Below are 12,549 nucleotides of genomic sequence, written 5' to 3' on the forward strand. Positions count from 1 at the left end.
CGTGTGCGGGGTCAAGACGGGCCGGGCCGCCCCGAGGGCCTCCTCCGGCATGCCCGGGCACGCCCCGGGCCTCCGCCGGGACGGCTGACTGCACTACGAAGAGGGAGAGTTGTGGGACATCTGCTGATGGTCGAGAGCTGGGTCGGATCGATGAGCAGGCTGCTGCCACGGGCGATCCGCGAAGCCGGCCACGAATTCACCTTCCTCACCCGCGACCTCCACCACTACCTGCGCTCCGCGCCCGAGGGCACCGCCCACCCCCTGCTCTCCGCCCGCAACGTCGTCCAGGCCGACACCAACGACCCCGCCACGCTGCTCCCGCACATCGAGCAGTTGCACGCCGCACTGCGCTTCGACGGCGTCCTGACCTCCTGCGACTACTACCTCCCCACCGCGGCCCGCATCGCCGGCCGCCTCGGCCTGCCCGGCCCGCCCGTGCGGGCCGTCACCGACGCCTGCCGCAAGGACGCGACCCGCCGCGCCCTCGACCGCGCCGGCCTCCCCGGACCGCGCTTCGCCGTCTGCCCCGACTGGACCGCCACCGCCGAGGCGGCCCGCGACCTCGGCTACCCCCTCGTCCTCAAGCCCGTCGACCTGTGCGCCGGGATGTACGTGCGCAGGGTCGACGACGAGGCCGGGCTCGCCGCCGCCCACCAGGCCCTCGCCGGCTTCCCCGTGAACGCGCGCGGGCAGCTCCGCGCCCCCGTCGTCCTCCTCGAAGAGCTCCTCGACGGGCCCGAAGTCAGCGTCGAAACCGTCTCCTCCGGGGGGACGGCGCACGTCGTCGGCATCACCGACAAGAGCGTCGGCGGCGCCCCGGCGTTCGTCGAGACGGGCCACATGTTCCCCGCCGCCCTCGACCCGGCGCAGGCCGGGGAGGCCGCCGCGACCGCCCTGCGCGCCCTGGACGCCCTCGGCCTCGACGACGTCGTCGCCCACACCGAGATCAAGCTCACCGCGGACGGACCCCGCGTCATCGAGGTCAACCCCCGCCCCGCGGGCAACCGCATCACCGAACTCGTCCGCCACGTCACCGGCGTCGACCTCGCCGCCGCCTGCGTGGACGTAGCCCTCGGGCGCACGCCCGACCTGACCACCCGGGCGACGGGACTACACAGCGCGGCCATCGCCTTCCTCGTCCCCGGCCGCTCCGGGACGCTGGAGGGCATCGACGGGGCGGACGGCGTCGGCGACGCCCCCGGCGTGCTCGAAGCCTCCTTCGCCGGGCCGGGCACCGCCGTCAAGGCGAGCGGCAGCAACAACGACTACCTCGGGCACGTCATGGCCGCCGACCCCGACGGCCACGGCGCGCGCCGCCGCGCCGAGGACCTCCTCGCCGGCCTCACCCCGAAGGTCGTGGCGCTGTGAGCGTTCTCGCCCCCGTCCCCGCCCTCTCCTGCCCCGACCTCGAACAGCGCGTCCTGGCCGGCGCGTACGGGCCCGACCCCCGCACCCTGCGCGTCGGCGTCGCCTTCACCACCGCCCAGGCCGTACGCCACGAGGGCCGCCGCGGCGGCTACCGCAACGAGGTGCTCAGCCTGCGCGTCGGCGCGGCCGTCGGCTCCTGCGCCGTCGAACCCGGCGCCCTGCCCGCCGGCGCCGTCGAGGAGTGCGTCGGCACCGACGTCGCCACGCTGCTCGACCACCCCCTGCGCGCCGTACGGGTGGCCGCCCTGGACGCCTACCTCATGCACACCACCCCGCACACCCCCGCCAACGGGGCCAGGCCCTGGGCCCTGCCCGCGGGCGATTCGCTGCGCAAGTCCCGTGCCCGGGCACGCGCCGTCGTCAGCCTGCTGGACGCCGCCCCCGGGCAGCGCGTCCTGGTCGTCGGCGTCGTCAACTCCCTGCTGGAGGCGCTGCGCGAGCGCGGCCTGGCCTATGTGCCGTGCGACCTCAAGGGCGGTGTCACCGAGTGGGGCGAGCCGGTGTGCACCGACGCGCACGCGGAGCTCGCATCCTGCGACGCCCTGCTCGTCTCCGGGATGACCCTCGGCAACGGCACCTTCGAGCCCCTGCGCGAGCACGCCCGGCGGCACGGCAAGCCGCTCGTGGCCTTCGCGCAGACCGGCAGCGCGATCCTGCCGCGGCTGATCGGCGCCGGGGTGAGCGCGGTGTGCGCCGAGCCGTACCCGTTCTTCTGGCTCGACGGCGGCCCCGGGGTGGTCCACCGCTACGGGGGCCTGGGGACCGTCCACGGCGACACCGGAGCAACCGGAGCAACCGGAGCAACCGGAGACGGCGGAGACCTTGGAGCAACCGGAGGCCTTGGAGTCACCGGAGTCACCGGAGCCTCCGGAGACTGCGGAGGCCTGCGATGAGTCCCGTCCTGCAGGCCGTCGCGCCCCGCGCCAACCGCGGGCTCCTCGCCCTCCTCGGCCGCACCCCGCTCGCCCGTATCGACGCCGGACTGCCCGGCCCGCACCCCGGGTTCTGGGCCAAGCTCGAAGGGCTCGGGGCCGGCGGCATGAAGGCCCGCGCCGCCGTCTCCATGCTCATGGGCGCGGAGGAGCGCGGCGAGCTCCTGCCCGGCGCGCCCGTCGTCGAGTCCACCTCCGGCACCCTCGGCATCGGCCTCGCCTTCGCGGGCCAGGCCCTCGGCCACCCGGTCGTCCTCGTCGGCGACGCCGAACTGGAACCGTCCATGCGGCGGCTCCTGCGCGCGTACGGTGCCCGGCTCGACATCGTCGACCGCCCCGCCGCCGAAGGCGGCTGGCAGGCCGCCCGCCTGGCCCGGCTGCGGCAGCTCCTCGCCGCGCACCCCGGCGCGTACTGGCCCGACCAGTACAACAACCCCGACAACGTGGCCGGCTACGCCTCGCTCGCCGCCGAACTGGCCGCCGGCCTCGACCACCTGGACATCCTCGTGTGCAGCGTCGGCACCGGCGGGCACAGCGCCGGTATCGCCGGGCCCCTGCGCCGTCACTTCCCCGGCCTGCGGGTGATCGGCGTCGACGCGACCGGATCGACCATCTTCGGCCAGCCGGCCCGGCCCCGCCTGATGCGCGGCCTCGGCAGCAGCATCCACCCGCGCAACGTCGCCTACGACGCCTTCGACGAGGTCCACTGGGTCGGCCCCGCCGAGGCCGCGGACGCCTGCAGGCGCCTGGCGCGCGAAGCGTTCGTCAGCGGCGGCTGGTCCACGGGCGCGGCCGCCCTCGTCGCGGCCTGGGCCGCCCGCGTCCACCCCGGCGCCGTCGTCGCCACCGTCTTCCCGGACGGCCCCCACCGCTACCTCGGCACGCTCTACGACGACGACTTCACCACGGCCCACGGCCTCGGCCCCGGCGCGGCCGCGCGCCGCCCGGTGGAAATCCCGCACCCGCGGGCCGCGGAGGCGACGGGGTGGGCGCGCTGCACGACGGTGGTGGACCCACTGGCGGGCGGAGCCGGTGCCCCGGCCTCCGCCGGCACTGCCGCCCCGGCCCACGTCGGAATCCGGCACGCCGCCCCCGGCGCCCGGTCGCGGAGCCGGGTGCCGGACGGCCGTCCCCACTGCCGTACCACCGGAGGTACCCCGTGAAGACCACCCTGCGTACCGCCCGGCTCCGGCTCGCCGAGCCCCTGCGGATCTCCCGGGGCGTCATGGACGCCCGCGACGCCGTCTGGCTGTCCGTCGAGCACGGCGGGGCCCGAGGCTTCGGTGAGGCCGTGGCCAGTGCCTACTACGGGCTGGACGCCGGCGCCATCCGGCGGCTGATGTGCCACGCCGCGGTCGAACTCGGCAGGTTCACGACGCCGGAGAGCGCGCTGGAGGCCGTACAAGAAGAAGCGCTGCTGCCCCGCGACACCCCTCCCGCCGTGACCGCCGCCGTCGAAGCCGCGCTGCTCGACCTCGCGGGCAAGCGCGCCGGACTGCCCGTCCACCGCCTCCTGGGGAGCGGCAGCACGGCCGCGCCCGCCGCCCACACCGCCCGCACCATCGGAATCACCTCCCCCGTACGGGCCGCCCTGACGGCTCGCTGCCTCACCGACGCCGGGTTCACCGTCCTCAAGATCAAGGGCGGATCGCCGGACCCCGCCGACGACATCGAGCGCGTACGGGCCGTACGGCAGGCCGCCCCGCACGCCCGGCTGCTCCTCGACCCCAACGGTGCCTGGACCGTCGCCCGGGCCCGGAAGCTGCTGCCGCGCTTCGCCGCGCTCGGCGTCGCAGCCGTCGAACAGCCCACCCTCCCGGGCGATCCCGAGGGCCTCGCCCGGCTCGCCGAGGCGTCTGCGCTGCCCGTCATCGCCGACGAGGACGCGGCGAGCCTTGAGGACGCCCGCCGCCTCGCGGGGCGCGTACAGGGCGTCAACGTCAAGCTCGCCAAGTGCGGCGGCGTCCACGCCGCCCTGCGGATCGCCGACGCCCTGGCCGGCAGCGGTACGGACCTCATGCTGGGCTGCCTGACCGCCAGTTCGCTCGGCCTCGCCCCCGCCGTCCACCTCGCCGACCGGGCCCGCTGGACCGACCTCGACGGCCACCTGCTGCTCGCCCACGACCCGTGGACCGGCATCGGCGGCGAGGACGGGACCGTACGGGCCCCCGCCGCCCCCGGCCTGGGCGTCCGGCCCGCCGCGCAAGGAACGCGAGCAGCGCAAGGAACACGAGCAGCGCAAGGAGACCCCGCACCGTGAAGACCTGGCACGAAATACGCGGCTTCCCGCTCGCGATCCGCCTCCTGCTCGTCAACCAGCTCGGCGTCAACACCGGCTTCTACCTGCTCGTCCCCTACCTCGCCACCCACCTCGGCCGGGACCTCGGCATGTCCGCCGCCGTCATCGGCATCGTCCTCGGCGTCCGCAACCTCAGCCAGCAGGGCCTCTTCCTCATCGGCGGCTCGGCCGCCGACCGGCTCGGGGCGCGCGGCGTGATCATCGCCGGGTGTGCGCTGCGGACCGCCGGCTTCGCCCTCTTCGCCCTCGGCGACGGCCTGGCCGTACTGCTCGCCGCCTCCGTGCTCAGCGGCCTCGCGGGCGCACTGTTCAACCCCGCCGTGCGGGCGTACCTCGCGCAGGAGGCCGGGGAGCGCAAGGCCGAGGCGTTCGCGCTGTTCAACGTCTTCGCGACGACCGGCGCGCTCATCGGCCCGCTGCTCGGCAGCGCGCTCCTCCTCGTCGGCTTCCGGGCGTCCGCGCTCACCGCCGCCGGGATCTTCGCCCTCCTGACCGTCGCCCAGGCGCTCGTCCTGCCCGCGCGGCCGGCCGCGCCCAGCGGCGGCGGGGTGCTCGCCGACTGGCGCGAAGTCCTCGCCAACCGGGCCTTCCTGGCCTTCTCGCTCGCCATGGTCGGCATGTTCACCATGGAGAACCAGCTCTACCTCCTGCTGCCCGACGCAGCCCGCCGCGCCACCGGCTGGGACGGCGCCGCTGGGCTCGTCTTCCTCGCCGGGACCCTCGCCAACCTGGGCCTGCAACTGCGCATCACCCGGGCCCTGAAGGGCCGAGGTCGCCGCGGGGCCTGGGTCGCGGCCGGGCTCGCCCTGATGGGCCTCGCGTTCCTGCCCCCGATGGCGGTGGCGGGCACCGAGGGGAACGTGCTCGGGCTGCTGCCCGTCCTCGGCGGGGCGCTGCTGCTGTACCTCGGCGTCATGGTCGCCCAGCCGTTCGTCATGGAGATGATCCCCGGCTTCGGGCGGCCCGGGCTGACCGGCACGTACTTCGGCATCTTCTACGCCGTCTCCGGCATCACCGCCGCCCTCGGCAACGCACTCGTCGGCTGGGCCATGGACACCGGCGGGCGCGACGGAACCCAGTGGCTGCCCTGGGCGTGCTGCCTGGCGCTCGGGCTCGTCTCCGCGGGCGGCGTGGCCCGGCTGCACCGGCTCCGCGCGCTCCCGGCGCCGCCGGCGGCCGTACCGGCGACCGCGGCGACGGCCTGAAGGAGGACCGAGGACCCATGAACACCGGAAACCTGCTGACCGACCACCCCGAGCTCTACGAAGCCCGGTTCCCCGACCCCGAACGCCTCGCCGCCCGCTGGGCGCAGGCCACCCTCACCGCCCACGGCGCCGGGCCGCGCGTCCTCGACCTCGGTTGCGGAACGGGGCGGGACGCGGCGTGGCTGCACGGGGCGGGGCGCGAGGTCACCGGCGCGGACCTCTCCGAGGCGATGCTCGCCCACGCGCGGGCCCGGCACCCCGGCCCCGGGTACGTCCGCGCCGACCTGCGCGGGTTCGACCTCGGCGAAGGCGTCTTCGACGCGGTCGTCTGCCTGGACAGCGCGCTGCTGTACTGCCACACCAACGAGGAGCTGGACGGCCTGCTCGGCTCCTGCCGGCGGGCGCTGCGGCCGGGAGGCCTGCTCGTCGCCGAGATGCGCAACGGGGCGTTCTTTCTGGGCCGTACGGAGTTGCTGGACGCGCCGACGTCCGGGGAGTTCACCTGGCGGGGGCGGACGTACGGGCACGTGACGACGCTGCGCGTCGACCGGGCGGCGCAGCTGCTGCGGCGGCGCCGCGTCTGGACGGCGGACGGTTCCCCGCCGCTGGAACAGCGCTCGGCGTGGCGGCTGCTGTTCCCCCAGGAACTGCGTTACGCGCTGGCGGCGCACGGCTTCGACCTCGTCTCCCTCCACGACGGCCCGGGCCCCCGCACGGAGCCTCCCTGGCGGGAGGGGGACCCGCCGTCGATCACGGCTGACGGCGACCGCCTGCACGTGATAGCGCGCCGCATGTAACTCCCGGCCGCCCACGGCCCGGTCCGGCCCCGCCGGGCCGCGCCGCGGTGGTTACGCGCCACGGCGGCGGTCACAAGGCTGCGGCGCGTGCCGCGAGGCATGGAGGTGCCGGGCGCCTCACGTCCGCCGCGGCGGCGGGCAACCACCCGACGTCGTGGTCGGGCGGTGCCGAACGGGCTTGGCCTGCCGGGTATTTCGGGGCGCCGTGTACTTTCCGTTCCGCCGCGGCGACGGGGGCCCGTGTGCGGTGCTGCCGCACCGGCTCGGCCCTCGGGTCTGTGGCGCGTGCCGCGAGGCATGGACGTGCCGGGCACCTCATGTCCGCCGCAGCGGCGAGCAACCACGGCGTCGTGGTCCGGCGGTGCCGAACGGGCTTGGTGCGCTGGGTGTTTCGGCGCGCTGTGTGCCTGTCGTTCCGCCGCAGTGGCGGGGGCCTTGTGTCGTGGTGCAGTGCTGCCGCACCGGCTTGGCCGTCGGGTCTGTGGCGCGTGCCGCGAGGCATGGACGTGCCGGGCATCTCACGTCCGCCGCGGCGGCGGGCAACCACGACCGCGTGGTCCGGCGGTGCCGAACAGGCTTGGCCCGCAGGGCGCTTCAAGGCGCCGCGCGCCTCATGTCCGCCGCAGCGGCGAGCAACCACGGCGTCGTGGTCCGGCGGTGCCGTGCAGGCCCTGGTGCCGCCTTCGGCCGCACATCTCCACTTCAACCCCCACCCCCAGGAGGAACCTCCATGCATCACCCCCACCCCGGCCTCCGCCGGCGCGGGTTTCTCACCGCCGCCGCTGCCACTGCCGCCGCCGGCATCGGCATCGGCATCGGCATCGCCGGGTGCTCCGCCGGCACCGGTGCCGGCGCCCGTTCCGGCGGCGGCACCGCCCGCAAGGGCGGCCGTCTGCGCGCCGCCTTCGCCGGAGGCGGAGCCGCCGAGACGCTCGATCCGCATCTCGGGAACCTCTTCGCCGACGCCGCCCGCGCCAAGGCCCTCTTCGACAAGCTCGCCGACTACGGGCCCGATCTGACCGCCAGGCCCCGTCTCGCCGAGCGGTGGGAGGCGAACGCCGGGCTCGACCGGTGGGCGGTCACCCTCCGGGAAGCGGTGTTCCATGACGGCAGGCCCGTGACCGCCGAGGACGTCCTCTTCAGCTACCGCCGGATCGCCGATCCGAAGAAGGCCTTCCGGGCCAGGGCGTCCCTGGAACCGATCGACCTGGCAGCCAGCCGGGCCACGGGACCCCGTACCGTCGAGTTCCGGCTGAAGCGGCCGACGGCCGAATTCCCGAACGTGCTCGCCGCGTTCGGCGCGTACATCGTCCCCAAAGGAACCGAGCGCTTCGACGAGCCGGTGGGATCGGGCCCCTTCCGCCACGTATCGTTCGCGCCGGGGCGATCCGCCCGGTTCCGCCGCAACGACGCCTACTGGGACGGCCCCCCGCACCTGGACGAGCTGGAGTTCGTCGTCGCGAACGAGGAGTCGGCGCGTATCAACGCCCTGCTCGGCGGCCAGGTCGACTACGCGCACGAGCTCGCCCCCACCACCGCCCGCGCCCACGAGGGCAAGGGCGGCCGCATCGAGATCGTGCGGCTGCGCAACAGCGCGATGCAGGGCTTCGTGATGAAGACGGACCGGCCCCCGTTCGACGACCCGCGCGTACGGGAGGCGTTCTTCCTCATCGCCGACCGCGACGAGCTCGTCAAGGGCGCCCTGTCCGGCGCGGGCGAGACCGGCAACGACCTCTTCGGCAAGGGCTACGCCCACTACGCCGCCGGCCTGCCGCAGCGCCGCCAGGACCTCGACCGGGCCAGGCACCTGCTGAAGGAGGCGGGGGCCGGGGATCTCAAGGTCACCCTGGACACCTCCCCGGTCGCCGCCGGCTTCACGGAGGCCGCCGGCATCTTCCGTGACCAGGCCGCGAAGGCGGGCGTCACCGTCGAGGTGCGCGTCGGCAACAAGGACAGCTACTGGAAGGACATCCTCGACCACGGCACCTTCGCCAGTTACCGCTCCGGCGCCATGCCCATCGAGTCGCACATCTCCCAGCGGCTGCTGAGCGACTCCACCACCAACGCCACGCACTGGCGCCGCAAGGACTTCGACGAGCTCTACCGGCGCCTGCAGTCGACCAAGGACGCCGCGGAGCGCGCGGGGCTCTACGAGCGGATGCAGCGCCGCCTGTACAGCGAGGGCGGCTTCCTGGTGTGGGGCTTCGCCGACTGGATCGTCGGCACGTCCCGCCGCGTGCGCGGCGTGGCCCGCGACGCCCCGGCCAACACCCTCGACTGGGCCCGCTTCGACAAGGTGTGGCTGGCGTGAGGCGCTGGACCGTCCGCCGGATCCTGCTCGGCGCCGCCCAGACCGCCGCGGTCGTCCTGCTCGTCTTCGCGCTCACCGAGGCGCTGCCGGGCGACGCGGCCGTGGCCCTTGCGGGCGACGACCCCGACCCCGCCCGTATCGCCGCAATCCGCGCGGCCCTGCACCTGGACCGGCCCGCGCACGAGCGGCTGGGGGAGTGGGCCGCCGGCCTGCTCCACGGCGACCTGGGGGTGTCGCTCGCCTCGGGCCGCCCGGTGGCGGCGGTCCTGACCGAGGGGTTCGGGCCCACGCTGCTGCTGGCCGGGCTCACCCTCGCCCTCCTGATTCCGGCAGGCGTCGGCCTCGGCGTGCTGGCGGCCCGCCGTGAGGGCGGCCCGGTCGACCGGGTGGTCTCGTCGGTGACGCTCGCGGTGTACGCGGTGCCCGAGTTCGCCTTCGGGGTGCTGCTGGTGACCGTCCTGGCCCTGCGCCTGGGCTGGCTGCCCCCGACCGCGGTCGGCTACGGCACCGACCTGCTCGCCCACCCGGACGTGCTCGTCCTGCCCGTCCTGGTGCTGCTGTCCCGCCCGGTGTGCTCGATCAGCAGGCTGGTGCGGGCCGGGATGGTCGAGGCGCTGGCCTCCCCGTACGTCGCGCAGGCCCGCCGCTACGGTCTCTCCGGCGCCCGCGTCCGCTATGCGCACGCCCTGCCCAACGCGGTCGCCCCCGCCGCCCAGCAGCTCGCCCGCACCGTCGACTGGCTGCTGTGCGGGGTGATCGTCGTCGAGGCGCTGTTCGTGATCCCCGGTCTCGGCACTGTCCTGATGGACGCGGTGACCGCCCGCGACGTCCCGGTGGTGCAGGGCCTGGCCGTGGTCTTCGGCCTGGTCGCCGTGGTCCTCAACCTGGCCGCGGACCTGGTCGCCCACCGCTTCGCGCCGCGCGCGGGAGCGGCGGCGTGAGCGGCGGTCGTGCGAGGGGTGAGCGTACGAGAGCCGGCCGTTTCGTTCTCGGCGCGGCCGTCGCCGGGCTGCCGCTGCTCCTCGCCCTGCTCGGCCCGTGGTGGGCAGGGGAGGCGGGCCCGCGCGGTACCTCGTTCACCCTCGGCGAAGGGCACTGGCTCGGCACGGACTTCACCGGCCGGGACGTCTGGCGCCAGGTCCTCCTCGGCGGCCGCTCGGCGGTCCTGGTGACCCTCGCCGCCACCGCCCTCGCCTACGCCGTGGCCGTGCCCCTCGGCCTGGCCGCCGCGCTCACCCGCCGGGCGTGGCTGGAGGACGTGCTGCTGCGTCCCCTGGACGTCCTGCTGGCCGTGCCCTCCCTCCTCCTGATCCTCCTCGTGGCCTCGGTCCGCCCGCCGGGACCGGCCGGGCTCGCCCTGCTGGCGGCGCTCGTCAACATCCCCGATGCGGCGCGGATCGTCCGGGCGCGGGCAGCCGAGGCGGCGTCCCGGCCCGCGGTGGAGGCCCTGCGCATGCAGGGCGAGTCGTGGGGGCGGATCGCCGTCGGATACGTGGGCCGTTCGACGGCCGGGACGCTCGCCGCCGACGCGGGCGTCCGGCTGACCGGCGTGCTCTACCTCGTGGCCACGGCCGCCTTCCTCGGGGTGGGCGCCGAGCCGGACGCCGCCGACTGGGCCGTGATGGTGGACCGCAACCGCACCGGGCTGTTCGTCCAGCCGTGGGCCGTCGTCGTACCCGCCCTGCTGGTCGTGGCCCTGTCCGTCGGCACGAACCTGCTGTTCGACGCGGTGTGCAGGACGCCCGCGCGACCCGCGCGACCCGCGCGCAAGGAAGGAAGGCAATGGTGAACGGTCCGGAGGACGCCGTGGCCGAGGTCCGCGGGCTGCGCGTGGTGGTGCCCGGCGGGCGGGCGATCGTCGACGGCGTGAGCCTGACGGCCCGGCCCGGGCGCGTCACCGCCCTCGTCGGCGCGTCCGGCAGCGGGAAGACGACGACGGGCCTCGCCCTGCTGGGCGCGTACCCGCCGGGCGCGCAGGTCACCGGAGAGGTGCGCGTGGCGGAGGGGCTCACCGGGTACGTACCGCAGCACCCCGCGTCCGTCCTCAACCCGGCCCGCCGGGTGAGCGCCCTCCTGTACGACATCGCCCGCCGCCAGGTCCGCGAACTGCCCCGCGGGGAACGGCGCGAGGCGGCACGCGCACGGGTCCGGGGCGCCCTGCGGGACGCGCAGCTGCCCGGCCCGGACGAGGTGCTCGCCCGCTACCCGCACCAGCTGTCAGGCGGGCAGCAGCAGCGCGTCGTCCTTGCCCAGGCGCTGCTGCTCGGCGCGCGGGTGGTGGTGGCCGACGAGCCGACGACCGGCCAGGACCCCCGTACGAAGGAACGCGTGGCCGCGCAGCTGGCGGCCGTGGCCCGCCGGGGCATCGCCGTGGTCCTCCTCAGCCACGACCTGGACGTGGTCCGCGCCCTGGCGGACGAGGTCCTGGTGATGCGCGAGGGGAAAGTGGTGGACCAGGGCACGCCGGAGGAGATCTGGGCGGGGTCGCGGCGGCAGGTGTGGACGCGGGAGCTGCTGGAAGAAGGTGAGACAGGGGCGGAAGGCTTTGCGGCCGGCGAAGACGACGGCGCCGGGGCACCGGACCGGCCCCCCGTCCTCGAAGCCCGCTCCCTGACCGCCCGCCACCCCGGTGCCCCCGGCGTCCTCCGCGACGTCTCCTTCGCGGTACACCCCGGCGAGTGCGTCGCGGTCGTCGGGCCGTCCGGCAGCGGCAAGACCACGCTCGGGCGCTGCCTCGCCGGACTGCACCCCGCCTACGACGGCGTCGTGACCCTGGAGGGGGCCGCTCTGCCGCGCAGCCTGAGGCGGCGCAGCACGGCCGAGCTGGCAGCCGTGCAGTACGTCTTCCAGGACGCACGGGCCGCCTTCGACGAGCACCGGGCGGTGCTCGGCCAGGTCGCCCGTACGGCGGTGCGGCTGCGCGGCCTCGGCCGGGGCGCGGCCGAGGAGGAGGCCCGGGCGCTGCTCGCCCGCATGGGGCTCGGCGCGGACCACGCGGAGCGACGCCCCGGCGAGCTCTCCGGCGGCGAGCTCCAGCGGGCGGCCCTGGCCCGGGCGCTGCTGGCCCGGCCCCGGGTCCTGATCTGCGACGAGGTCACGTCCGGGCTGGACGTGGTCACCCGGCGGGGCATCCTCGACCTGCTGACCGCGCTGGTGCGCGAGCCGGGCGGGCCGGGGCTGGTGCTCATCACCCACGACACCGCGACGGCCGCCGTCGCGGGGCGGACCGTCGTGGTGGAGGCGGGGCGTGTGCGCGAGCGGGCCGCCCGGTCCCCGGGTTCTTGAGGGCCGGTACGGGTCAGGGGGCGAGGCAGTGCGTGACCGGGACCTCGGCCGGGACCCCGGGGGCGGCCGGGTCGAGGAGGCCCGTGACGTCGCCGGCGACGCAGCCGACCACAGCCAGGGGGTCGGGCACGGCTGCGGCGGTGGTCGTGCTCACCCCGAGGAGGCAGGCGGTTCCGAGGACGACGGCGGCGATGCGGCGCATGAAAGGCCTTTCGACGGAAGGGGGTTGACGGTGGCGACACCCTGCCCCGTGGTGCGCCGGGGCATGTGCGGTGTCACCCGTCCGTGAGCG

The 12,549-nt window shown here is 75.8% G+C and carries 11 protein-coding genes; 10 read left to right on the forward strand and 1 reads right to left on the reverse strand.

The annotated features are described in order from the left end of the window. Nucleotides 1-111 precede the first annotated feature (111 nt). The 10 genes from IE241_RS04075 (at nt 112) to IE241_RS04120 (ending at nt 12,257) form a co-directional block, all read left to right on the forward strand. Nucleotides 112-1,368, forward strand: a complete 1,257-nt coding sequence (locus IE241_RS04075) for an ATP-grasp domain-containing protein (protein WP_190020152.1) — start codon at nt 112-114, stop codon at nt 1,366-1,368. Beyond that, entirely contained in the window at nt 1,365-2,321 is a 957-nt protein-coding gene (locus IE241_RS04080; protein ID WP_229898729.1) for a Rossmann-like domain-containing protein, read from the forward strand. Before IE241_RS04075 ends, IE241_RS04080 begins: the two co-directional genes overlap by 4 nt. Next, nucleotides 2,318-3,523, forward strand: coding sequence for a PLP-dependent cysteine synthase family protein (locus IE241_RS04085; RefSeq protein WP_190020153.1), 1,206 nt, complete (start codon nt 2,318-2,320; stop codon nt 3,521-3,523). The genes IE241_RS04080 and IE241_RS04085 overlap by 4 nt, the downstream gene beginning before the upstream one ends. After that, nucleotides 3,520-4,620 (forward strand): dipeptide epimerase, encoded by a 1,101-nt coding sequence (locus tag IE241_RS04090; protein ID WP_190020154.1) that lies wholly within the window; start codon nt 3,520-3,522, stop codon nt 4,618-4,620. The genes IE241_RS04085 and IE241_RS04090 overlap by 4 nt, the downstream gene beginning before the upstream one ends. After that, entirely contained in the window at nt 4,617-5,864 is a 1,248-nt protein-coding gene (locus IE241_RS04095; RefSeq protein WP_190020155.1) for an MFS transporter, read from the forward strand. Before IE241_RS04090 ends, IE241_RS04095 begins: the two co-directional genes overlap by 4 nt. A gap of 17 nt (nt 5,865-5,881) precedes the next feature. Continuing rightward, entirely contained in the window at nt 5,882-6,661 is a 780-nt protein-coding gene (locus IE241_RS04100) for a class I SAM-dependent DNA methyltransferase (protein WP_190020156.1), read from the forward strand. Nucleotides 6,662-7,391: 730 nt separating this feature from the next. Continuing rightward, nucleotides 7,392-8,972, forward strand: coding sequence for an ABC transporter substrate-binding protein (locus IE241_RS04105; protein ID WP_190020157.1), 1,581 nt, complete (start codon nt 7,392-7,394; stop codon nt 8,970-8,972). Beyond that, nucleotides 8,960-9,913 (forward strand): ABC transporter permease, encoded by a 954-nt coding sequence (locus tag IE241_RS04110; RefSeq protein ID WP_190020158.1) that lies wholly within the window; start codon nt 8,960-8,962, stop codon nt 9,911-9,913. The genes IE241_RS04105 and IE241_RS04110 overlap by 13 nt, the downstream gene beginning before the upstream one ends. Continuing rightward, a complete protein-coding gene (locus IE241_RS04115) occupies nt 9,910-10,761 on the forward strand; it encodes an ABC transporter permease subunit (protein ID WP_190020159.1) in 852 nt (283 codons plus the stop codon). Before IE241_RS04110 ends, IE241_RS04115 begins: the two co-directional genes overlap by 4 nt. After that, nucleotides 10,755-12,257 carry an ABC transporter ATP-binding protein gene (locus tag IE241_RS04120; protein WP_190020160.1) on the forward strand — a complete coding sequence of 501 codons (1,503 nt, stop codon included), beginning with the start codon at nt 10,755-10,757 and terminating at the stop codon, nt 12,255-12,257. The genes IE241_RS04115 and IE241_RS04120 overlap by 7 nt, the downstream gene beginning before the upstream one ends. A gap of 13 nt (nt 12,258-12,270) precedes the next feature. Here the strand turns inward: IE241_RS04120 and IE241_RS04125 are convergent, their stop codons facing one another. Next, nucleotides 12,271-12,459 (reverse strand): hypothetical protein, encoded by a 189-nt coding sequence (locus tag IE241_RS04125; protein WP_190020161.1) that lies wholly within the window; start codon nt 12,457-12,459, stop codon nt 12,271-12,273. Between the last annotated feature and the right edge of the window lie 90 nt (nt 12,460-12,549).

It is taken from the genome of Streptomyces hiroshimensis, from assembly GCF_014650335.1.
Taxonomy (GTDB): Bacteria; Actinomycetota; Actinomycetes; order Streptomycetales; family Streptomycetaceae; genus Streptomyces; species Streptomyces hiroshimensis.